Source organism: Polaromonas sp. P3_B4 (assembly GCF_056402835.1).
The window spans coordinates 2,724,325-2,746,586 of record NZ_JBFUGQ010000001.1; the positions used below are offsets into that span (position 1 = coordinate 2,724,325).

The 22,262-nt window shown below is 56.4% G+C and carries 25 protein-coding genes and 1 tRNA gene; 16 read left to right on the plus strand and 10 right to left on the minus strand.

Annotated features, from left to right (window positions below; all coding sequences use genetic code 11):
- Window positions 1-47: 47 nt before the first annotated feature.
- From AC1DVV_RS12935 to AC1DVV_RS12975, 9 genes are all read left to right on the plus strand, one after another.
- Window positions 48-266: a hypothetical protein gene (locus tag AC1DVV_RS12935; RefSeq protein WP_457282160.1), complete on the plus strand. Its 219-nt coding sequence runs from the start codon at window positions 48-50 to the stop codon at window positions 264-266.
- 620 nt (window positions 267-886) lie between these two features.
- Complete coding sequence (locus AC1DVV_RS12940) at window positions 887-1,210, plus strand: hypothetical protein (protein ID WP_477690329.1); 324 nt, start codon at window positions 887-889, stop codon at window positions 1,208-1,210.
- 1,247 nt (window positions 1,211-2,457) lie between these two features.
- Complete coding sequence (locus tag AC1DVV_RS12945) at window positions 2,458-2,877, plus strand: LIC_13387 family protein (protein WP_477690328.1); 420 nt, start codon at window positions 2,458-2,460, stop codon at window positions 2,875-2,877.
- 81 nt (window positions 2,878-2,958) lie between these two features.
- A complete protein-coding gene (locus tag AC1DVV_RS12950; protein ID WP_477667676.1) occupies window positions 2,959-3,327 on the plus strand; it encodes a hypothetical protein in 369 nt (122 codons plus the stop codon).
- Window positions 3,328-3,437: 110 nt separating this feature from the next.
- The gene (locus tag AC1DVV_RS12955) at window positions 3,438-3,788 is read left to right on the plus strand and encodes a hypothetical protein (protein WP_457282165.1); all 351 of its coding nucleotides are present in this window, start codon (window positions 3,438-3,440) and stop codon (window positions 3,786-3,788) included.
- A 97-nt stretch (window positions 3,789-3,885) separates the two neighbouring features.
- Window positions 3,886-4,272, plus strand: coding sequence for a hypothetical protein (locus AC1DVV_RS12960; protein WP_457282166.1), 387 nt, complete (start codon window positions 3,886-3,888; stop codon window positions 4,270-4,272).
- Window positions 4,273-4,785: 513 nt separating this feature from the next.
- The gene (locus tag AC1DVV_RS12965) at window positions 4,786-5,160 is read left to right on the plus strand and encodes a hypothetical protein (protein WP_457282167.1); all 375 of its coding nucleotides are present in this window, start codon (window positions 4,786-4,788) and stop codon (window positions 5,158-5,160) included.
- 530 nt (window positions 5,161-5,690) lie between these two features.
- Window positions 5,691-5,978, plus strand: coding sequence for a hypothetical protein (locus AC1DVV_RS12970; RefSeq protein ID WP_457282168.1), 288 nt, complete (start codon window positions 5,691-5,693; stop codon window positions 5,976-5,978).
- Window positions 5,979-6,800: 822 nt separating this feature from the next.
- Window positions 6,801-7,622: a hypothetical protein gene (locus tag AC1DVV_RS12975; protein ID WP_477667677.1), complete on the plus strand. Its 822-nt coding sequence runs from the start codon at window positions 6,801-6,803 to the stop codon at window positions 7,620-7,622.
- A gap of 114 nt (window positions 7,623-7,736) precedes the next feature.
- Here the strand turns inward: AC1DVV_RS12975 and AC1DVV_RS12980 are convergent, their stop codons facing one another.
- Window positions 7,737-8,462 carry a hypothetical protein gene (locus tag AC1DVV_RS12980; protein ID WP_477667678.1) on the minus strand — a complete coding sequence of 242 codons (726 nt, stop codon included), beginning with the start codon at window positions 8,460-8,462 and terminating at the stop codon, window positions 7,737-7,739.
- Between the two features lie 199 nt (window positions 8,463-8,661).
- On the opposite strand from AC1DVV_RS12980, the gene AC1DVV_RS12985 reads away from it, so the two are divergent.
- From AC1DVV_RS12985 to AC1DVV_RS12995, 3 genes are all read left to right on the plus strand, one after another.
- A complete protein-coding gene (locus tag AC1DVV_RS12985; protein ID WP_477667679.1) occupies window positions 8,662-8,970 on the plus strand; it encodes an I78 family peptidase inhibitor in 309 nt (102 codons plus the stop codon).
- A 269-nt stretch (window positions 8,971-9,239) separates the two neighbouring features.
- Window positions 9,240-10,382, plus strand: coding sequence for a DUF4034 domain-containing protein (locus AC1DVV_RS12990; RefSeq protein ID WP_477707203.1), 1,143 nt, complete (start codon window positions 9,240-9,242; stop codon window positions 10,380-10,382).
- 11 nt (window positions 10,383-10,393) lie between these two features.
- Window positions 10,394-11,476, plus strand: coding sequence for a hypothetical protein (locus AC1DVV_RS12995; RefSeq protein WP_477702802.1), 1,083 nt, complete (start codon window positions 10,394-10,396; stop codon window positions 11,474-11,476).
- A gap of 69 nt (window positions 11,477-11,545) precedes the next feature.
- Here the strand turns inward: AC1DVV_RS12995 and AC1DVV_RS13000 are convergent, their stop codons facing one another.
- The 6 genes from AC1DVV_RS13000 to AC1DVV_RS13025 form a co-directional block, all read right to left on the minus strand.
- A complete protein-coding gene (locus tag AC1DVV_RS13000; RefSeq protein WP_477702803.1) occupies window positions 11,546-11,773 on the minus strand; it encodes a hypothetical protein in 228 nt (75 codons plus the stop codon).
- Between the two features lie 61 nt (window positions 11,774-11,834).
- Window positions 11,835-13,019 (minus strand): radical SAM family heme chaperone HemW, encoded by a 1,185-nt coding sequence (gene hemW, locus AC1DVV_RS13005; protein ID WP_477702804.1) that lies wholly within the window; start codon window positions 13,017-13,019, stop codon window positions 11,835-11,837.
- Window positions 13,020-13,176: 157 nt separating this feature from the next.
- Entirely contained in the window at window positions 13,177-13,788 is a 612-nt protein-coding gene (gene rdgB, locus AC1DVV_RS13010; protein WP_457282177.1) for an RdgB/HAM1 family non-canonical purine NTP pyrophosphatase, read from the minus strand.
- 45 nt (window positions 13,789-13,833) lie between these two features.
- Window positions 13,834-14,562 carry a ribonuclease PH gene (rph, locus tag AC1DVV_RS13015; RefSeq protein ID WP_457282178.1) on the minus strand — a complete coding sequence of 243 codons (729 nt, stop codon included), beginning with the start codon at window positions 14,560-14,562 and terminating at the stop codon, window positions 13,834-13,836.
- Window positions 14,563-14,691: 129 nt separating this feature from the next.
- Entirely contained in the window at window positions 14,692-15,594 is a 903-nt protein-coding gene (locus AC1DVV_RS13020) for a PP2C family protein-serine/threonine phosphatase (RefSeq protein WP_457282179.1), read from the minus strand.
- Complete coding sequence (locus AC1DVV_RS13025; RefSeq protein WP_457282180.1) at window positions 15,591-16,598, minus strand: serine/threonine protein kinase; 1,008 nt, start codon at window positions 16,596-16,598, stop codon at window positions 15,591-15,593. The genes AC1DVV_RS13020 and AC1DVV_RS13025 overlap by 4 nt, the downstream gene beginning before the upstream one ends.
- A gap of 70 nt (window positions 16,599-16,668) precedes the next feature.
- On the opposite strand from AC1DVV_RS13025, the gene AC1DVV_RS13030 reads away from it, so the two are divergent.
- From AC1DVV_RS13030 to AC1DVV_RS13045, 4 genes are all read left to right on the plus strand, one after another.
- A complete protein-coding gene (locus AC1DVV_RS13030; RefSeq protein WP_457282181.1) occupies window positions 16,669-17,586 on the plus strand; it encodes a YicC/YloC family endoribonuclease in 918 nt (305 codons plus the stop codon).
- Window positions 17,587-17,629: 43 nt separating this feature from the next.
- Entirely contained in the window at window positions 17,630-18,250 is a 621-nt protein-coding gene (gene gmk / locus AC1DVV_RS13035; protein WP_457282182.1) for a guanylate kinase, read from the plus strand.
- Window positions 18,251-18,292: 42 nt separating this feature from the next.
- Window positions 18,293-18,496, plus strand: coding sequence for a DNA-directed RNA polymerase subunit omega (rpoZ, locus tag AC1DVV_RS13040; protein WP_011482283.1), 204 nt, complete (start codon window positions 18,293-18,295; stop codon window positions 18,494-18,496).
- Between the two features lie 109 nt (window positions 18,497-18,605).
- Complete coding sequence (locus tag AC1DVV_RS13045) at window positions 18,606-20,852, plus strand: RelA/SpoT family protein (protein WP_477667766.1); 2,247 nt, start codon at window positions 18,606-18,608, stop codon at window positions 20,850-20,852.
- On the opposite strand, the gene greB is transcribed toward AC1DVV_RS13045, so the two are convergent.
- The 3 genes from greB to AC1DVV_RS13060 all read right to left on the minus strand — a co-directional run bounded on the left by greB (window position 20,849) and on the right by AC1DVV_RS13060 (window position 21,983).
- The gene (greB, locus tag AC1DVV_RS13050; protein WP_477702249.1) at window positions 20,849-21,415 is read right to left on the minus strand and encodes a transcription elongation factor GreB; all 567 of its coding nucleotides are present in this window, start codon (window positions 21,413-21,415) and stop codon (window positions 20,849-20,851) included. The two genes, AC1DVV_RS13045 and greB, sit on opposite strands and share 4 nt — an antisense overlap.
- Window positions 21,416-21,459: 44 nt before the next feature.
- The gene (locus tag AC1DVV_RS13055) at window positions 21,460-21,714 is read right to left on the minus strand and encodes a hypothetical protein (protein ID WP_457282185.1); all 255 of its coding nucleotides are present in this window, start codon (window positions 21,712-21,714) and stop codon (window positions 21,460-21,462) included.
- A 192-nt stretch (window positions 21,715-21,906) separates the two neighbouring features.
- A tRNA-Arg gene (locus tag AC1DVV_RS13060) sits at window positions 21,907-21,983 on the minus strand.
- Window positions 21,984-22,262 lie beyond the last annotated feature (279 nt).

Here is a 22,262-nt window from a genome sequence, read left to right on the forward strand (position 1 = left end):
TCCACCGCTACTATCGTGGTTCGGTCATCTCTAACATTAGGCGTCTCATGGCACTACTTTTAAAAATCATCACCGTACTGTTTGGCCTCGCATCGATCGCAGCGGGCGTAAAGAGTGTTCTGCGACGAGAAGCCAAATTCACATGGAATGGAGATAGCGATGAGAAGCGTGTCGTTGAAGGGATTCCGGCAATCCTCATCGGCCTGGGCGAGATCGCTATAGGCCTTTACATCATCTTCGCTCTACGCTTTCCTTTTGCGAACTGAGATATTTACATCGGAGCGAGTCACCATCGCCAATGTTGCCCGCTGCTTGTTGGCTAGAACTGGTTGCCCGGAGAGAATGCCGCCTAACCTTTCCACCGAGGGGACGTTTCAATGGCCGCTTCGCGCCTATTGGCCCGCCCCTCATGTCCAACGTTAGACCGCTTCGCAATATCATGGACCGACCTCCTAAAAACCTAAATGGCTGTCGTGTGCTGGCGTACGTCCGAACCGATGATGCCGTGTTTACCGGGCTCCTGCGGTTGAACGTCGGCGGCGACTGGTTGGGTCGTGTGCCGTGCCTTGCCATCTGTGCCTTTGGCGAAGCGTCGGAGCTGGTAGTCCTCCATTGCGACGAGTCCTGGAATGTGCTTGGGATCCAGGGATGGAATATGGTGGGTACGGATGCACCGTCCTCCCCTTCGGAGGTTGCGTCGATCGTTGCGAAGTACTATCAGGGTCTGGAGGCCCGCTGGACGCACGTTCCGTGAGGCTACGCAAGGCGTTCCGATCTCCTGGAGTATTCAGATGATGCCTGTAACGGGACAGCGGCCTAACTTGTCGATTAACACGAACGCCCAAGGGCGTCAGCGCGCTTCCCGCGCATCTTTACGTTAGCCGTCATGAAGGTCGTAGTCACGCGGAACCCCGGCTGGTATGGCAAGTTTGTATCGATGGATATCCTTTGCAACGGCCGGCGCCTCGCGTACATTCGAGAGAAAGAAACCGTGCACGTTCAACTTGAGCAAGCTGACATACCAGCGAAGTTGGAACTACGAATGCAGCAAATGGTTGGCAGCCCAACAATCGAGATATCTCGTCTGTCTTCCGATTTACACCTTGAATGCGGCGCGAACAACTGGACTCTATTGGATTTTTTTGACCTCTCCCTCCTGTCAGGTCTCAAGAACGAGGTCTTCTACTTCAGGAAGGTGGTGCCCGAGTGAACGCGTGCCACCGTCAATGAGACTTACCTTGCGGCGAGTCGTCATTTCTCAGGCGTCACATCGGGACATTCACACGATGACGGCCAGCCCTTCCTTCAAGCGGACGTGCCTATGGCACGCCGCCAAAGTCACAACCGAGGTGCTCGTCCATATTGGGGAGGCGGTACCCACACTGCCCGCCTAGAAATGGTTTGCGGGGTTTGGTCCCTTTTTTATCGACCTGAGTGAAACTCAAAATGGGCAATAAGTCTTTGAATAACAAGCACTTGGCCGGGTTTTCAGTGGCCAGGATATACGGCAGGGGCGATGTTATACCGCAGACCTTGCGGTATACATTACGTTAGACAGCATCTCAATGGCCCGTATGGAACTCCTGCCCTTCGTTGCATCTGCTGCCGCCATTGCGGGTTTCGCTTTGGTGGGATGGCTTGTCTACCGCTATTTAGCTGAGCTCATGCTAATGCGTCGCGGCACAATTACCCGAGGCAGGGTGGTTAGTGCCGTGGAGTTGGGCAACAGTCACGGCGGCAAGATGTTCGTCGTGTCGTATGAATTTTCGGCCACGAGCTCCGGCGGAAATGCCTTGATGTACCGCGGTAGGCAATTGATGAGTTACGGTTTTCGGCCCAAAGACATAGTGGTTGTTCGCTTTTTGTCAAAGTGGCCTCGGATTAACCTTATCGCAGACCGCACCGTTTGACGGGGCGACAAAACAAGAATGCCAAGTATGCTGTCTAACATTTCGCTCGGCGCGGACACGCGGCAACAGAATGCCGCTGCGCGGCGCTTGCTGCCTGCCGGGCAGCTTTGACGTTAGGCATCACCAATGCTGCTCATCCCAGTTGAGATATTTCGCTTCGTCAACCCGGATTTCCCCGGCTTCGTTGAGTGCGAGTTGGTCGATGCTGAGGGGACACGGCATCTATTCATGGAGAAGGTGCCTGTTGTGACCTTGGAGCACTTGACCGAGCACAGTGTGTACCCGGCAGCGGGCGTGATCGCTTGCGAGGTTGAGGCATCTTGGATGGAGCCGAATGGGAGAGCCCTGGTACGTGTGACCACGGAACGCCCATGGGGTGTCGAATCGGTTGGAGGACGGTCTTTATTCGTGCTCGATCCAGCGACTCTGTCGCATGAAGATGCTGCCTAACATGTTGCTCGACACGGACCCACAACTGCAGAAGGCGGCTTCGCCGCAAGTGTTATGGGCCGGTTACCTTCAACGTTAGGCCCAGAAGGAACAACGTATGCCAAGTATCGCTTCCCTGCTTCTCGCCGCGAGCGCGTTTGTGATCCTCGGCCTCGGTTGTGCTCATCTTCTATTCACCTTTCGCGGGAACAAGTTTTATCCTCGCGACCCCGCGCTAATGGCTCGAATGCAGGAAGTCTCGCCTGTCATCTCGGGCAAGATGTCAATGTGGAAGGCCTGGGTCGGATTCAATGCGAGTCATAGCTTCGGCGCAATGCTGTTCGGCCTTGTCTATGGCTATCTTGCTCTGGCGCAGCCTTCAGTCCTGTTTTCATCGTGGTTCCTGCTAGCTGTCGGCCTTGCCTTACTCGCTGGCTGTCTCTTTCTCGGCTGGCGCTACTGGTTCAGCACCCCGTTTCGAGGCATCGTCTTGTCCACGGCGCTCTATGTCTCTGGTGTACTCGCACACTGGGCCTAACCCTTCCATCGAGGGGGCAGCCAGCAGCCGGCTTCGCCGTCCGTCGGCCGCCCCTCATCTCAAACGTTAGGCCCCGCCACTATGGAGCTAGCCTTCTCGATCGCATATGCCGCGGCAATCTTTGTTGCCTCAAATGTCGTCTCATTCCCCCTGGGCTTTATTAACGGCTTCCTGGAGGTCAGGAAGCAACCGCTAAGTCGGCGGTCTCGGCTCGTCCTCGAGTTCTCAGAAGGAGCCGTCGAAGTTCTTGTCTGGATCGTCATCACAGTTCATCTGTTCCGTCAGCAGTTCGAGACGCCTTATTTGGTTGCCGCTGGAGCATACGGGCTGGCAGGAGTGGTTGGATATCTCATTGATGTTCGAGTCTTCAAGAAGTCACAAATCACCTTTCTCATCCGCATCATCTTCACCTCCGCGTTCTGCGTTGTCGTGGGCGCATATGTTGCATAGACCTGTGCGCGCGAGGCCTAACCCGTCCCTCAACCAGACATGCCTCGGCAAACCAAGTCATGCCGCTTATCTCAACCGTTAGACATCACAAATCAGCACTGGAGGAGTACATGGGAACAGGAGGAAAGGATCAGCCCAAGAAGGCGCCGATAACGGACAACATTCGAAGCATGAGTGTTCATCGTGGTCTCTGTGTTTTTTATGGGCTCTTTGGTGTGGCCCTGTTCGTGCTGCTCTGGGACGGCGTAGACGGCGAGTCAATTATTGGCCCGGGCTTATTGGTCCTGGCCTTTGGCACCGTTCACGGTGTGATCGCATTTGGAGCTGCGCGATCCAGACCTTGGGCGCGCACGTCCTCCATCGTGGTTGCCTGCTTGTTGCTGCTTGGTGTCCCCATTGGCACCCTGATCGGTGTCTATCTTCTCGCGAACTTAAAATGGCCCAAAGCTGGTGATGTCTAACTTGGCGGTCGACACGGAAACCCAACTCCGTACGTGCGCTTCGCGCTCCTGTCGGTCGCCGGTCACCTCTACCTTAGGCGCCTCAAGAAAGGTCTTCATGCAACAAGAATCTGAGGAAGAAGTTCGTCGAATTCTGCAAGCAGCTTTCGGCACACTGGCTCTCCACGGAGAGCTTCCCCCAAGCGAGCACTACGCAACACTGGATGTCCTCTACCATCCCGAGGCATGGGTACAGATCTATGGCGACTACATGGACTTTTCCTACGCTGAGCAGGCCCCGCCGGAAACGCTCTTGGCCGAAGTTCTTGCGTCGCTGCAATCTGCTCAGATTATCGATTGGTGCCCTGGAAGACTGGCGACTGTTCAATACAAGGCGGCAGATGCTGTCACGCTGTCAAAAACCATTGATGCGTTGCTAAAAAAGCTCTATGGATTCACGGACTACAAGCTGGTCGGGACCCTAAAAACCTGGCAGCGCGCATAAAGAAGGCTTTGCTGTGAGAAAGGAAGGCTGGTCTGCATGGAAGCGCCTAACCTTTCAATCGAGAGGACGTGTCCGGGCAAGCCGGGTCACGCGCTCTCATCTCAAACGTTAGAGCGCATATGATGACTGATCACAACTCCACCAAGCTAACCTCTTTATCCGTGCTGCTCCGAGTCGTGATTGCAGCAATCGGAGTTTTTATTGGTCTACTTTTGCTTGTAATCATTGGGCTTACAGGCAGCAGCATCTACGCGCCGCGCCTTGCCATCGAAATATCCAAAGTGGCCATTTTGGTCGCGACAGCTTCCATCGTTGTTTGCTGCATGACACCCCCTAGGATTCTTCGCGGGAGATCTACCCAAGCGAGAGTCTTTAAGTACTTGCTGGTGTTTCTTGCTGCTCAGCCACTAATAGTCATACCAATTGCATACAAGTTCTTTCGACATGCACTCTAACAATTCATTCAAGTCGACGCCGCTTCGCGGGCGGCCTTAACTCAGGCGTTAGGCACCCATGCTTTCGAGCCGCGTTGGCACCTGCACCTGGACTGAAGTGGAGCGCTTCTATGAGCGTCTCGTGAGCGACAGTGCGTGGCCGTTTGTGCCAATGCTTGAACTCGTGCGCTTCATTGCGTCTTCGACTTACGCGAACGGCTTGTTCCCTGCCACGTCGCATGAAGTGTTGCTAATTGGTCGGGTCGCCAACTTTGTGCGCCACGACAATGAACTCCAAGTCGCGTTCAACGCCGCGGCCCAAACATTTTCGTTCACCTACTCACAGCGCCCCGATGAAACCGACCCATGGTCACGCTCGTGCGGCGTAGCAGAAGGCCGTGCCACATTCGAGCGCCTGCTACACAAGCGCTTAAGGTGGTTCCATGAGGGCTGAGGCGCCAACCCTTCCAACGAGCGGACACCTTCCAGCGCTTCGCACGCTTCCAGTCACCGCTCATGTCAAACGTCAGCCCCTCAGATGTTGTTCGAACTTTTCAAGACAGCCGCCCCTCGACGTATAGGGAGAACTTCTTTACGAAAATTCGTCGTCACTAAGACGCCCACCCTTCATTGCAGCCGACCCTAGCCAGCTGCGCTGGCCGGTCGGCTGAATTCAAACGAATATTGCTCCATGGCTAACGAAAAACCAGGCTTCGGGAGCATCCTTGCTCTAGCCTTTTGAATTCCGTCGAAATCTGTTTCCGTTAGCGCGGAATTCAATAGCGTCACCAGTTCGTGCCCGACACGGTATGCTGCAACTCTCGCGGCGTCGTTTTCATTTTTTTTGTCTAGACATATATGAAACCCTGGATCTGCGGGCTGATCTTCGCGGCCCTTATCGTTGTCGGTGCTATCGTGACGCTGGCCATAACGCTTTGGTAGGTTACTTCGTTATCGGCTAAAAACGGACATGGAATCAGCATCGTGAAGCGTTGGTGGCACAGCCCTTATTTTTCCCTGATTGGCAACGTTGCCGGTCTTTGCCTCGGGCTTATTCTGGGATGGGTTTGCCTCAATGCGATGCTCGCGGGCGAAATCAAGTTCAGCAAAGCTAATCGATGGATTCGGTTGGAAAGCGAGCCAACTGTGTTTTGGCTGGCCTTCTGGTTTCAATTTGCCCTGGCGGTTTTCGTTGTTGCGGTGACTCCCAGATCAATACGCAAAGACATTCGTGCCATCCGGGAAAATCGAGCGCAATCCAAGAATTCTTGATGACAGTTTTGGACTCATTGCAGTCTTCTGTAGCCTGTAATGGGCCAACATTTATGAATCGCGTTCTTCACGCTTGATCCGCTGTTTGGACGCCAGCCTGCGCATTTCCCAGCACCAGCCGCGTACTGATGCCGGTAACGACGGCGGGCTAAAAGTGGACAGCACTGCCGGACTACGCGGCTTCCATCCAGTGGAAAGAAAGAGCGCAGAGCCCTGACATGTGACACCCCACAGATCACGATGCGTTGCAATAAACCGCCGTGACCGGAAGCCGACCGCTTCGAATTGTCATCCCGACCAGGATATCGCGTGCGATACCATGCCCTAAGTTATGGGGATGAGCGTTATGCAAATTGTCGGAATCGTGTTGGCGATTGGTATTGGAATCGTGAGTTGGCCGGCAGCGTTAGCACTGGGTGGATGGGGTTCTCCCCTGCGCGCTCTTGATTCACTTTTACTCTGGACTCCCATAGTTGGCACGGCAGCACCAATCGCTTTCCTCCTATTCGTGAAAGGGGCAAAGGTATCCGGGGCATGGGTGGTGGCGTTGGCTCCGCTCCTCGGTGTGCTGAACGTACTTTGGAGTGTCGATTTCTATACGGCTTACCTTGGACCCAGTCTTCCTTCGTCTGACCCAATCCCATGGGCATTCGTGGTTTTTTCTGCAATGTGGCTGCTGCCTTGGTTGTATGTGATCAATGCATTGAGGAAAAGACGTCCTTGAGATTTACATCGGACCGATTCATCATCGCAATGTCGCCTAGCCACCGACGAAATCAAGCTCGCAGCGACGTACAGCTCTCACCAATCAAGGGGATCGCAATGGACACCGAACAATCTGCACAAGCTCCGAAGGCAGAGGCTAATGCATCTACTGCAAAGGCGGAGAAAAGGCGAAAAGACGTAGCCTTTGTGCTAGATCATCCGGTTTTCCTGGAGGTCAACGAGCCAATTCGAAAGATGCGGAGCAATTTGATGATCGCCAGCGTAATTTCTATTTTTTCAATTTCGATGGGATTGGGAATTAGCTCATCCACCTCGGTTTCCGGGGTGCAGTTCACTGGTCTAACTGAATCCAAGATATCAATTGGACTCCTGTGCATCACCAGTTATATGCTCGTTCACTTCGCATGGAGCAGTTGGGACGGGTTTCAAGAGTGGATGATCCGGTGCTCGGGCACCGGACTCGCGTTCATCAAACCGGATAGAGATGTTGATCCGCGCCAGGTTTCATTGATGACTTGGTGGACCATGCAAGTTGACGCAGCAGGCCGACAGCAAGATGCGATGAATCTCAATCTCGCACTTTTTGAGAAAGCCATAGCGCCATTGAATCGGGATCCGGCTTCAAGAGGAAGAGAACTTCAAGACAGGACGGCTCGTCACGAGATGATTCAAAATTTCCAAAACTATAGCTCCGGAATGATGGCGCTCTATAAGTATGGAGTTTCAACCTCCAACGAAAGGACCCTTAAGGATCAACTGGAACGTTTTGAGCTTATCTTTAAGCGTTTCTTAGTCAGTCAAAACCGACGGTGGATCATCGTTGAGTTCCTATTTCCCGTGCTGCTCGGCTTAATAGCAATAGGGCTACTTCTAACGGATTTGAATTTGAATCCGTTTTTCTCCTTCTCGATTATTTGAGGTGCCCATGCACCACTGCAATCGTTTGCAGCTTGCAGGCAGGGGTAGCTAGTTGTTTCGCAAGCAAGCGTCCCGGGGCGTTCCTCATTTCGCTTGCAAAACGAGTTCCGCTATTCACTTGGGTTTGAGTCGTACTTTGAAATCAGGATTTGATCTACGAGTTCTTTCGTCCAAATACTTTTGCCAATTTGCAAAAAAATTCTGGATGTCAGTTTGGGAAATGTAGAGTCGGAAGCTTGTACTTCGGTCGTATTCCACGATGAAATCGAAATCGCCGAATACAGCCAAGAAGTCGAGTGCTGGGATAGGAGGATTAAATTCTGCTACGCCGCTGAGCCAAATTCCGGGTGCCAACCAATCGATATCGGATGCTGGCACGTACCCGCCAGCAGGGCCTTCGATCGAGATTTCAAAAGATCGTCCATTTATCCTGCTGCGGATGAATGCCTTTCTGAGGGTGACGCGGCGCCATCCGTTTACTCGCAAGTGGAATGGGACATTGGCTACAAAGAACTTTCCTTCATAGTCAAAAAAAGTGTTGAACAGTGGTCCAAAGCGCCACGAAATGCGTCTAAGTGGGGCGCGAAAATAGAGAAATTTTCGAGGTATTGATGCGGGGTTGTTAGCATCAATCGGCCTGTTGACAAGCGCAACGAAGAGTGCCGCCAGAACGATAGAGATCGCCGCCCAAAACAGTACTTGGTAAGCGGTCGGTATGTTGCGGAACCATATCCAAATATTTTGAAACCACTCCGAATATACGTACAGCAGAACAGCACTTGCAACGACACTCATTGCCCTCTTGGTGACAAAATGCAAAATAAGATTCGTCCATTTCATACTGTCTCCCCTACCTGGAAATGCACAGCATACCGTCGAGCTGCCAACGTATTCCTAATTTCCACGGACCAGGCTCCTCCTGCCCTGCTGGTCGCTCCTTAACCCGCCTAGCTACTGCTGGTAAGGGCATTCGCTGCACCTCCACATTCAGCGGGATATCGTTAGGTATGTTCCAGCAACTCCATGAAAGGATCTCGCCATGCGCACGCATTTCCCCAACGCTCTTGCACTAGCCCTGTCTATAGCTCTATCCGCCTGCGCAGGGGGCCCCGCTGCATCAACGCCAGCATCTGCGCCGCCAAGCGGTGCTTGCAACGCCGAACCAGCCCAATTTGCCGTGGGCCGCAACACCAACGCGGCACTTGAAGAAGAAGCCCGCACACGCGCCGGCACCAAAACCGTCCGGGTGCTCAAGCCTGGGCAGGTCGTGACGATGGAGTTCAATGCTGATCGGCTAAGCCTGACGGTGGATGCTGCCGGGCGCGTGACACACGTCAGCTGCGGTTAAAAAATAGGCCGGCACGGAAGCCGGCTAGCGTTTGTGGTTTTTGACTTCTTTTGTTTTCAAGTTGCTGCGGCTGCTTGCGCCCGGCCTTGCTGAGCAGACTACGTTCGATGGATTGCCAGGTTTGGCAGGCCGACATATCAACCTGAATGTTGTTGTTGCCTCCCCACGCAAGCCCTTAATTTGAAGGACGCAAAGCGACCCGTTGCTGATATTCTTCCTTCGTTCGGCAGCCTCTGCTGGCCATCTGCTCCACTTATCAAAGGCTGCGAATGTCTATCAACAACTGGAACGCCTTCCTGAAGAAAGTTTGCGCGTTCGTCTTGCTATTTGGCGGGTTTCTGACCGTTGCAGTAGCTGCTTCTGAAACGGCACCAGCCGCTGAATTGGCTGCTTCTGAAGCGGTATCAGCCAGTGGCCCCAGGCCACGGGAATTCAAGAAACTGGGCATGTACCCGTGGAGTTGCTGGGGCTTCCAGGGTGACGTCTGCAAAGGTGAAGATTGGCCAGACCTTGCAACCACCAAAGATCGCCTGAAGCTGCTCTATTACTTGAACCATCAGCTGAAAAATTTCGCCATGCTTGAGCGGGCGCTCAAAGAGCTATCAGGCTCTGACAAAAACTTTCCTACGGGTGAGCCGTTATCAAGTGCGCCCGGTTTTGCGTTTCGCCAAATTTTTTTGACGCCAGGGGCGGGGGAACCTGAGCGTCTGCAACTGGCGCACTGGAAAACCGCGTTTCCGAATTCGCATTTTGTCGTCCTCGCTGAGGCGGCCTACCAGCATGCGGATGCGTGGAATGCACGAGGCGGCGGCTATGCCAACACCGTTTCACCCGAATCCTGGAAGCTGTTCGACAGCAGACTTCGGGCTGCGCAGAAACTTCTCGACAGCGCGCCAGCAGAAGCAAAAAAGACGCCCCTTTGGCATAGCGTGGCCTTTGATGTTGCGCTTGACTCAAGGTCGAACAAGAAAAAGATAGCACCTGTGTTCAAGGCGGCAGTGACGCAGTGGCCGCGGCAATTCGACTTCTACTCAACTGCAGCCTCGCGATTGACCCCAAAGTGGGGTGGCAGCTGGGAGGTCGTTGAGGCCTTTATCGATCACTGGAGCAAGCAACAACAGGCTACCGAAGGATTGTCGATGTATGCACGCCTGTATATTGACTTGAGAGAATACGCACTTCCGAGCGACACAAAGATGAGTTGGCAGAGGATGCGTGCGAGTCTTGAGGATCTGGTTGCGCGCTATCCCGATCCCCAGTTTAAAAACTTTTATGCCGCGTATACCTGTTTCGCCAGGGACAAGCCGGCATATGCCAAGGCCATTAGCCAGCTGCCCAAAGAGCAGCTTCGTGTCAATTTATGGCTGCCGGGCAACTCCTACGATGTCTGTACGTTATGGGCTTCAAAATAGGGCACCACCGCATGCTGAAACTCATCGATTTGAAAATGACCCCGGTTTTCCAGAACTGGCGCAGCCATCTGAAGAAGGGATGCATTCTTGCCGTGCTGGGGGTTGGCTTGGCTGCTACGGCATCTGCTGCATCCGACGATGAAATTCCCTGGCGTTGCCATAGCCCACCTGGAAGCCCGCCATGCAACAACGACTATTGGCCCAATTTTCAGACTGCCGCGTCAAACCTCAAGCTGCTGTACACGCTGGAGAGCTTTAAAGCACTGGAACGGTCGCTTAAGGAGTTGATTGCATCGGGCAAGAATTTCCCCGCAGGTGAGCCCATGGCTACCGCGCCGTATATGGGGTTCCGTTTGGCAATGCCCGCACCTGGAACGTTGCCACTGGAAGAAGACCGAATCAAACGCTGGAAGTCTGCTGTTCCGAATTCTTACTTTGCAGTTTTTGCTGAAGCCCGCTACCAATACGCCAATGCGTGGAACGCGCGCGGCTCGGGAGGACCGAACTCGATATCTCCCGAGGCTTGGGAGCTCTATGACAGCAGGCTAGCTGCCGCACAAAAAATACTTGATGACGCGCCCACCGAGTTGAAAGCTACGCCGATGTGGGACATGCTGACGCTCGCCATTGCTCTTGACTCAAGATCTGCCAATGCCAATATCGCAGCGACCTTAAAGAATGCCGTCAAGCGTTGGCCGAGGGATTTTTATCTTTATAGAAATACGCTGGACAGCATGGCTCAAGCGGAGGACGGGAACTGGGAAGCCATTGATGCTTTTATCAATTACTGGAGTGAGCAGCAACGGGCTACCGAAGGAAGCTCAATGTATGCACGACTTTATATTCACCGGACTCGAGCTTTGCTGCCCGGATCAAAAATGAACTGGCCGCGAATGAAAGCAAGTTTTGAAGACCTGATTGCGCGCTACCCAGATCCGTATTTTAAAAACCTCTATCCGAGCTATGCATGCGCCAAACAAGACAAGCCCACGTTTCTGAAAGCCATGAAGCAATTGCCGAAGGAAGAATTGAACAGCAGCTATTGGCTGGCCGGAAAATCGTATGAAGCTTGCGCGAAATGGATGGCCAGATAAGCCGAACACTTATACGACCCTGGATCTTCTGACGCAATCGCGCCGGAAGATACGGCTTGCGCACCCGGCTTAACGGCTATCACGACCCTTGCTGAGCTTGCTCTGTTGCTGAAGCTGCCGCTTGCGCTTGGCCTTGTTGAGGGACTCGGGTTCTGGGGGGCGGTTGCGCAATGCTTCGGCTTCGCGCGCCTGCAGTTTTTCTTTGCGCTTTTTGTCGCGGAAGTGCACAAACAGCCGGCCCAGCGCGAAGCTGATGGCGCAGCTGATAACCAGAAAAACAACGGCGGATGTTTCCATAGATTTTGTAGACGGGATGTTGCGTTGACGTTGGCGCTGGCGTTGGGCGTTGACGTGGGTGCTAGTCGGCCAAAAACAATGTCTGCAGGTCGTTCAAAAAATCAAAGCCGCGCTCGGTGGGCTTGACGCGTACGAAGTCGCGTTCGATCAGGCCCTTGCGTTCGGCTTCTTCAAGACCGCGCTGGATGGCGGTGACGGGCAGGCCGGTTTTTTCGGTGAAGTCTTGCAGCTTGAAGCCGTCGCGCAGGCGCAGGGCGTTGAGCATGAATTCGAACGGCAGGTCAACGCGGCTGACTTCGGTTTCTTGTGTGACGGCTTCGCCGGCCAGGGCTTTTTCCATATAGAGCTTGGGCTCACGGTAACGCACCTGGCGAACCACGCGGTGCGCAAAGCTGAGCTTGCTGTGGGCGCCGGCGCCTATGCCGAGGTAGTCGCCAAACTGCCAGTAGTTGAGGTTGTGAAAGCAGCGGTGGCCGGGCTTGGCGTAGGCGGACACTTCATAGCGCTGCAACCCGGCGGCTTGCGTGATCTCGGTGATTTTGTCGAGCATGGCGTAGGCGGTGTCTTCCTCAGGCACCACGGGCGGAAATTTGGCGAAGTAGGTGTTGGGCTCGATGGTGAGGTGGTAAATCGAGATGTGGGGCGGCTGCAGGGCCAGCGCCTGCCGCATGTCTTGCTCGAGGCTTTCCATGGTCTGGCCTGGCAGCGCGTACATGATGTCGAGGTTGAAGGTGTCGAAGGCCTGTGCGGCTTCTTCTACCGCGGCGATGGCCTGGGCGCGGTCGTGCACGCGGCCGAGGGCTTTGAGGTGCTTGTCGTCAAAGCTCTGCACGCCGACGGACAGGCGCGTGACGCCGGCGCTGCGAAAGGCCTTGAAGCGGTCTTTCTCAAAGGTGCCGGGGTTGGCTTCGAGCGTGATTTCGCAGTCGGCTTCCAGTCTGAGGCGTGCGCGGATGTCGGCGAGCAGGCGGTCTATGGCCTGGGGTGAAAACAGGCTGGGTGTGCCGCCGCCAATGAAGATGCTGTGCACCATGCGGCCCCAGATCAGGGGCAGCGCGGCCTCCAGGTCGGCCACCACGGCGTCGATGTAGCGCTGCTCTGGCATTTCGCCGGCGACCTCGTGCGAATTGAAGTCGCAGTAAGGGCATTTCTTGAGGCACCAAGGCAGGTGCACGTACAGTGACAGCGGCGGCAACGCGGCCAGCTGCAGCGTGCCGCTGCGCATGTAGTGCTGGATGTCTTTCATGATGGGTTCTGATCGCTGAACGAATATGGCAGGGACGAAGCCTCACATCCGTTGAAGCTCAGGCCAGTGGACACCGCGGGACCGGCTTCGCCGGACCGCAGGTGCCGCCCCTTGAGGGGGAGGCCGCGACACGAAGTGCGCGAAGCCACGGGGTGTTTCATATTCTCCAGCGCTCGCGCAGGAGTTCGATCATTTGCTGTGCGGCTTTGCCTCGGTGGCTGTTGGCGTTTTTGACTTCAACGGGCAACTGTGCAAAGGTTTTGCCGAACTCGGGGATGTACATCACGGGGTCAAAGCCGAAGCCGTTGCTGCCGACGGGCGCGGGTGCGATTTCTCCGGCCACGCGGCCTGAGGCAATCAGTGGCTCCGGGTCTTCTGCAGACCGGACCGCCACCAGGGTGCTGACCAGCGCGGCGCGGCGCTGGGCGGGCTGGGTCAGGCCGGCCATCTGCTCGAGCAAGGCCTTGACGTTGTTGTCGTCGCCCTTGGCGTAACCAAACTGCGTGGCGTAAAACGCGGTGTCCACGCCGGGCAGGCCGCCGAAAGCGTCCACGCACAAACCGGCGTCGTCGGCCAGCGCGGGCAGGCCACTGAGGCGCGACGCCTGGCGGGCTTTGGCAAGTGCGTTTTCCACAAAGGTGCGAAAGGGCTCGTCAGCCTCCGGCAGGCCCAGCTCAGCCTGGCTGACCAGCGTCAGGCCCAGGGGAAGAAGCATGGCCTTGAGCTCGGCGAGTTTGCCCTGGTTGTTCGACGCAAGTACGATCTTCATAACGAAAAAAGGCTCCAGGCCAATAGGGGTCTGCGCGAGCAGCTATTAATTTGATAGCGACTGTTTCTGCATGCCGACCAGTTCGACGATGCCTTTTTCGGCCAGAACCAGCAGCGCGTCCATTTCCTTGCGCGAGAACGCCGCACCTTCGGCAGTGCCCTGCACTTCCACGTAATTGCCGGCGCCGGTCATGACGACGTTCATGTCGGTGTCGCAGGCGGAGTCTTCGGTGTATTCCAGGTCCAGCAGGGGCGTACCTTGCACGATGCCGACCGAGATCGCGGCGACGTGGTCGATGATGGGGGTTTGCTGGAGCTTGCCGCTGGCCAGCAGGGTATTGACGGCGTCCTGCGCAGCCACAAAAGCGCCGGTGATGCTGGCGGTGCGGGTGCCGCCGTCAGCCTGAATCACGTCGCAATCAAGATGGATGGTGCGCTCGCCGAGTTTCTTCAAGTCAAACACCGACCGCATTGACCGGCCGATGAGGCGCTGGATCTCTTGCGTGCGGCCGCTTTGCTTGCCTCGGGCGGCTTCGCGGTCTCCGCGGGTGTGCGTGGCGCGGGGCAGCATGCCGTATTCAGCCGTGACCCAGCCTTCGCCGCTGCCCTTTTTGTGGCCGGGCACTTTTTCTTCAACGGAGGCGGTGCACAGCACCTTGGTGCCGCCGAACTCGATGAGCACCGAGCCTTCGGCGTAGGCCGTGTAGTGGCGGGTGATGCGTACGGGGCGCAGGGCGTCGGCCGCACGCGCGCCGCTTCGTTCAAACTGACTCATGGTGGATGGCTTTCTGGCAAGGCGCCGGATTGAATGGCGGAATTGAGGGGGATGGAACTGGAATGGAGCGGGAACGGGAGAGGCAAGCGGCGCCGAAGGCGCAGCCACCGAAACGGCTAAGCCGGGGTATCAGGCTTTTCTTGCGGCTGAGCGGCGAATGGCTTCGTTGATTTCAGCGATGGAGCGTTCAATGGTCGCTTCGTCAAGGTCGTCCACCACGGTATCCAGCACGCCGGCCTGGATGGTCGAGGCGAAAACGCCGTCCATGATGCTGTCGGTAGACACCCCCCGGGTGGATTCGAAGGCGTCGGGCGTTTCCCACTCCATGGCCAGCACGGTGACGTTGTCGCTGTGTTCGCCGCCGGTACGCAAGGCATTTTCGACCAGGTCGGGGACGGCATCCGAAACCCCTTTGCCGGCCAGCTGGCGGACAATTTCCTCGTCGCTCAGGCTGCCCCAGAGACCGTCGGAGCAGAGCAGCAGTTTGTCGCCCTGCTGCAGGGTCACGGGCCCGGCAACGTCAAAAACAGGTTTTGTCGGAGAACCGAGGCAGGTGAACAGGATGTTGCGGTTGATGCGTTCGAGCTTGATGACGCCGGCGCTCTGCTGCTCCAGGTAGGAGTGGTCGCGGGTGCGTGTCAGCAGTTCGCCGTCTCGCACCACATACAGGCGTGAATCGCCGCAATGGACCCAAGTGGCTCCGGTGCCCTGCAAAATCGCCGCGACCAGCGTGGTGCGGGGCGTGTCCAGCATGCCTTTTTCGCTGGCGTAGCGAATGATCTGGTGGTGCGCCGCCATCAGCGCGGTTGAAAGAAATTCGGTGGTGTCTTCAATGACAGGGCGCGCTTCTTTCTGGTACAGCGCGGAAATGGTCTGCAGCGCAAGCTGCGCCGCCACTTCGCCTTCAGGATGGCCGCCCATGCCGTCTGCCAGCACAAACAGGCCCGACTCTCGCGTGTAGCAATAGCCCATGCGGTCTTCGTTCTTCTCGCGCCCGCCTTTTCGGCTTACCTGAAAGACTGAGAATTTCATTTGAATTTAGTCGCGTAGCCAGTGGCTTTGCGCGCTGTTTTTTTCGTGTCAGACACCATGTTGTCAAACTGAAGGCGAACCTTTTCGCTGACGGTGAGTTTGGTGTAACGACGCTCACCTTCCCTGCTCAATTCTTTTTGTAATGCAAATACCGACTGCGGCCGTGACAAGGGGTCAAGGGACATGCACCACTCTACGACCTCAATCAGGTTGTCGGAATACACGCCACGCAAGCGGGACAGGGCTAGCGACAAACGGTCTTTTTCAAGGCGCTGCGGCGCATCATTGGGGGGATAGCCCTGCATGGTGGCGTAAATGCAGGCGCCGATCGCATAGATATCGGTCCACGGACCCATGGAGGAGTCCCTGCGGTACATCTCGGGGGCAGCAAAGCCCGGGGTGTACATGGGGCGGATGAAGTTGCCTTCCTTGCTCAGCACCTCTCGGGCTGCGCCGAAGTCGATCATGACGGCGCGGTTGTCGTCGGTAATGAAGATGTTGGCGGGCTTGATGTCCAGGTGGAGCATCTTGTGCTGGTGCACGATGCGTAATCCCCGAAGGATTTCGTCGAAAAGCGAACGGATGGTCGACTCGCGGAAGACCTTCTGCTTTTTCAGCTCACGGGCCGTGATGATGAAATCCTGCAGGGTTCCGCCCTCCAGGTAGTTCATGACCATGTAAACGGTCTCGTTTTCACGGAAGAAATTCAGCACACTGACCACGGAGCCGTGTGAAATCTGGGCCAGTGAACGGCCTTCTTCGAAGAAACTTTTGAGTCCCAGGCGGTACAGCGAGAGTTTTTCAGCCTGGACCTGCGGAAGCAATTCCCCCGGGGCCCGGCCAGCCAGGGACGACGGCAGGTACTCCTTGATGGCGACCTGCTGGCCCTCGTTGTCGACGGCCAAGTAAACTACGCCAAAGCCACCGGCTGAAAGCTTTCGCACAACACGATAGCCACCAATCACGGTGTCGGGCGGCAATGGTGCGGGCTTGACCTTTGACATAATTTGGGATGAGCCAGAATGACTTGGTCAGTCTGGGTCTTGTTCTCTCTCTAGTAAAGCGTATTTTTAAATGTCAGTTTACAGCATGACGGGTTATGCAGCCGTGCAATCGAGCATGGCGCAATCCGCCCCGGAAACTGAATCGGGCGCGGATGCCAGCTCCCGTCTGGGCGTCGAAATACGCTCTGTCAACAGCCGGTTTCTTGATTTGGCGTTTCGCCTGCCCGACGAATTGAGGCAGGCCGAGCCCGCATTGCGCGAATTGCTCACCGGCAAGCTCAAGCGCGGCAAGGTGGAAGTGCGGGTTTCGCTGGAAAGTACCTCGGCCAGCACCCTGCGCGCGCCATCTTCGGCAACCTTGCAACGGCTCGGGTCGCTGGAAGACAGTATCAAATCCTGGCTGCCGCAGGCACCCGCACTCAGCGTGGCAGATATTCTGCGGATCGCCACCAATGAGGACAAAAAACCACACGACTACAGCGATGAGCTGCTCAAGCTGGCCAAAAAAGCCTTGAAAGAGCTGATGGCGGCCCGCGAACGCGAAGGCGCCCGGCTGGCCGACATGCTGCTTGACCGCACGGGACAGCTGCGTGCGCTGGCAGCGCTGGCGGTGCCCATGGTGCCCAAACTGGTTGAGCAGCAGAAAACCCGCTTCCTGGAACGCTGGAAAGAAGCCATGGCGCTGTCGGACGGCGCCACGCTGCCGGAAGTTGCACAGGACCGGGCGCTGACAGAGGCCACAGCCTTTGCCATCCGCATTGACGTCGCGGAAGAAATCACCCGCCTCTCCTCGCACCTGGATGAAATTGACCGCCTTCTGGCAAACGGCGGGGAACTGGGCAAGCGCCTGGATTTCCTGATCCAGGAGCTGCACCGCGAAGCCAATACACTGGGCTCCAAATCGGCATCCCTCGAACTGACACGCATTTCCGTCGACATGAAAGTGCTGATAGAGCAGATCCGTGAGCAGGTCCAGAACGTCGAATAGCCCCGCCCCTAGCCTAAAACACCGAAATCACCGCCCAGAACGCATGGACTACCCCGGAAACCTCTTTGTTGTAGCCGCCCCCAGCGGGGCCGGCAAATCCAGCCTGGTCAAGGCCCTTCTGGAACTGGATTCACGCATCCAGCCCGCGGTGTCGCACACCACGCGCCCTCCACGCGGCCAGGAAAAGCACGGCAGGGAGTACTTTTTTCTCTCGCCCGAGGACTTTGACGGCATGGTGCTGCGCGACTCCTTCCTGGAATGGGCACATGTGCACGGCCATCGCTACGGCACCTCGCGGCAGACCATTGAAGAGCGAATAGCCACCGGCGCCGACGTGATTCTGGAAATAGACTTTCAGGGGGCGATCAACATCAAACGGATTTTTTCCAATGCGGTGCTGATTTTCATACTCCCGCCAAGCTGGGAAGAGCTGCGCTCGCGCCTGCAGCGGCGTGGCGAAGACAGTGCCGAAGTCATCGAATTGCGGCTCAAAAACGCGGCCACCGAGATGGCCCAGGCCCGGGAATTCGACTTCGTTATAATTAACGAGTTATTTGAGCGGGCAGTTTTCGACCTGAAAACCATTGTGCATGCCCAAAGGCTCAAGTTTTCGGCCCAGCGGCGAGCCCGCGCCGAAACCTTCCAGGCCCTTCAAATTCCCTGATTTCACCCGCTTTCCCCGTTATCGATCACACCGGAGATCACCATGGCCCGCATTACCGTTGAAGACTGCCTCGAAAAAATCCCGAACCGCTTCCAGCTGGTGTTGGCTGCCACCTATCGTGCACGCATGCTCAGCCAGGGGCACGCCGCCAAGATTGAAAGCAAGAACAAGCCTGGCGTTACCGCTCTGCGCGAGATCGCAGAAGGCAAGATTGGCCTCGAAATGCTGAAAAAAGTGCCATCCTGAGTCAAATCTGGCACCGCAAAAAAGCACCGCAATGCGGTGCTTTTTTCATTTATGGCCTCATAAAGTCCATTTTTTTCATGATTTATTCATGCCGCGATACATTTAAGGCATGAGCGCCATGCTTTCGCCTGTTGTTTCCAGCAAGTCGACCCCCGCCGCCGCCAACGCAGCAGCGGCAAGCTTTGCTGCGCTCACGGCGAAACTCGACTACATGAGCGCTGCCGACATTGACAATGTCCGCCGCGCCTATCGCTTTGCAGATGAGGCCCACTTGGGCCAGCTGCGCAACAGCGGCGAACCCTATATCACCCACCCTATCGCCGTCGCGCAACAATGCGCCGAGTGGAAGCTGGATGCACAGGCGCTCATGGCCGCCCTGCTGCATGACGCCATTGAAGACTGCGGCGTCACCAAGCCCGAGCTGATCGAGCGTTTCGGCGCGCCGGTGGCTGAACTGGTGGACGGGCTGACCAAACTCGAAAAGCTGGAATTCAATACCCGGGAAGAAAACCAGGCTGAGTCTTTCCGCAAGATGCTGCTGGCCATGGCACGCGACGTGCGGGTCATCCTGATCAAGCTGGCTGACCGGACGCATAACATGCGCACGTTGGGCGATGTCCCGCGCGCCAAATGGACCCGAATCTCGCGCGAAACCCTGGACATTTACGCGCCCATCGCCCACCGCCTGGGCCTGAACACGACTTACCGGGAATTGCAGGACCTTTCCTTCCAGCACCTGCACCCCTGGCGCTACGCCACCTTGACCAAGGCGTTGCAGAAGGCCCGCGGCCGCCGACGCGACGTGATCAAGCGGGTGCAGGGAGAGGTCGAATCGGCCTTTACCGGTGCCCATGTGCCGGTGATGATCTCGGGACGAGAAAAGACGCTGTATTCCATCTACCGCAAGATGGATGAAAAGCACCTTTCGTTTGCCCAGGTGACCGATCTCTATGGGTTTCGGGTGATCGTGAAAGACCTGACGGCCTGCTACACGGCCATGGGGGTGTTGCACCAGCTCTACAAACCCCTGCCCGGAAAGTTCAAGGACTACATCGCAATCCCGAAGATCAACGGTTACCAGTCCCTGCACACCACGCTGGTTGGCCCCTTCGGTACCAATATCGAGTTCCAGATGCGCACCGAAGCCATGCATGTGGTGGCGGAATCCGGGGTCGCGGCGCACTGGCTTTACAAGGCCACCGACCCGGATGGCGACGCTTCGCAGCGGCTGGGGACACAGTGGCTGCAATCGCTGCTCGACATCCAGCAGGAAACACGCGATGCGGCCGAGTTCTGGGACCACGTCAAGATTGACCTGTTTCCCGAGGCGGTCTATGTGTTCACGCCGAAAAGCCAGATCATGGCCATGCCGCGTGGCGCGACCATCGTGGATTTTGCTTACGCCATTCACAGTGACGTGGGGCACCGCGCCGTAGCGGCCAAAGTCAACGGCGAACAGGTGCCGCTTCGGTCCGAGCTGCATAACGGCGACGTGATCGAAATCATCACGGCTTCGGTCTCCAGCCCCAACCCCGGCTGGCTGGGATTTGTACGCACGGGGAAAGCCCGCTCCAAAATACGCCACCATCTGAAAACCATGGCGCTGTCCGAGTCGCAAGACCTGGGCGAAAAAATGCTCGCGCAGGCGCTGCGTGCCGAGGGCATCGAACGCGAACGCCTCCCCGACGACGATGAAGCCCACCACGCCACCTGGGAAAAGATTCTGCGTTTTACCGGCAACCGGTCACGTGCCGATCTGCTGACCGACATCGGGCTGGGCAAACGGATCGCCAGCATGGTGGCCAAGCGCATCGTCACCCTGCTTGCCGAAACCGGTGAAAAACCCAATGCCCTGCTCATGAGCCGTGAGCGCTACACCGCCCATGAGTCTGTGTCGCAAGGCGCGCTGGTGATCGATGGGAGTGAAGGCGCCTCCGTACAGTTTGCCCCCTGTTGCCGCCCGATTCCTGGCGACGGCATCGTGGGCTACCTGGGCCGCGGTGAAGGTCTGGTGATACATACTGATGACTGCGCTGTCGCCAAGCGACTGCAGCACCGTGACAGCGAGCGTTTTATCGCCGTGGACTGGTCCGACGAGCCTGTGCGGACGTTTGAAACAAACCTCCTGGTCACCGTCTCCAATGGGAAAGGGGTCCTGGCGCGAGTGGCGGCTGCATTGGCCAGTGCCGAGGCGGACATTACCCATGTCGACATGGGCCAAGAGCCTTCGCATGACGCCACGGACCTGCGCTTCGGCGTGGCCGTGCGCGACCGCATCCACCTGGCTTCCGCCTTGCGCAGCGTGAAACGCACACCTTCCGTACTGCGGGTGCAACGCGCCAAATCGTCCGGCTAATCAGCTGTCGATTTGTCCGGTGCGGGATAGTCCACTTTCAGTACCTCGAGCGCCTGTACACCCTGCGGAGTCACGAGACTGACTTCATCGCCAACACGCGATTTGAGCAGCGCTCTGGCGACAGGTGATATCCAGCTGATTTGTCCTTGGGCGCTGTTGGCTTCGTCAATGCCCAGAATGGTCACGACTCGCTCAACTCCGTCGCCATCGGCATAGGCAACTGTCGCGCCGAAAAAAACCTGGCCGCTGCCATGATGCACCGACGGGTTGCTGATTTCCGCAATTTCCAGTCTCTGCGTCAAAAACCGGATTCGCCGGTCGATTTCCCGCAGCCGCTTTTTACCGTAGTGGTAGTCGCCATTTTCGGAGCGGTCCCCATTGCTGGCAGCCCAATGAACGATTTCCACCATTTTGGGTCGTTCGCTGTCGATCAGGTCCAAAAGTTCGCTGCGCAGATGCTCATAGCCCTGCGGTGTGATGTAATTTTTGCCGCCTGCAGGCAGGGGCACGAGCGTCGGCTCGTCATCCTCCGGCTCGGTTTCTTTGGTAAACGCTTTGTTCATGCTCCGGCCACCATAGCATTCATGGCTGCCGGCCGTGAATGCGCCTAAAAATCTTCCATTTTCAGCACGAGGGGATTTTCAGGCGTGTAGCTCACACCCGCCACGACCAGATCAGCGGCCCGGGCGTGAATCATTTCAGCATCCTGTTCATACGCTTTTTTCAGGGAATCCGGCCCAGGCACGGCGCCGAAGAACTCCTCCATCGCCTCGCGCGAAATCCTGACGGGAATGGTGCTGCCCGCGTACGACAAGCCAAAACTGAGCCACTCGCCGTGGTCCTCGACATTCAGTGATCCCATGTTTCTCCTCCGGAATTAGGCTTCCAGAATAGCGGAGCTCTTGTTGGACGTACAGCCCGTCCGGCGCTGCCGAGTCCCAGGAAAACCACTATCGCGATGGCAACGGTATAAAAAGGACCTCAGAAGCGGCCCCCGGAAAGAAAAATAGCCTAGAGGGATGAGCCTCTAAGCTATTGAAATCACTTAAGAAAGTGGTGCGGCTGGCAGGAATTGAACCCACGACCCCTTGGTTCGTAGCCAAGTACTCTATCCAACTGAGCTACAGCCGCTAAGCCTCAAATTATAGCTTATTTAAATGATAGGGCGCGAGTGACTTGAACACTCGACCAAAGGACTATTAGGACAGGTAGATTCGGCGTCACTTTTTTTAGCTGAAGAAACTTAAAGTACTTTTTGTTAGGTCCGGCCCTGCTGCTCTACAAACCGAGACTATCGAACCGCTGCTTAGGGCTTACTGCTTTCTTTTAAACACGTCCAACAAGTTATGTTGAGCCCGACCGGATCGACACCGAAAGTTCAAGCGACAGTTTTTCTTTACCTAGCCTTGG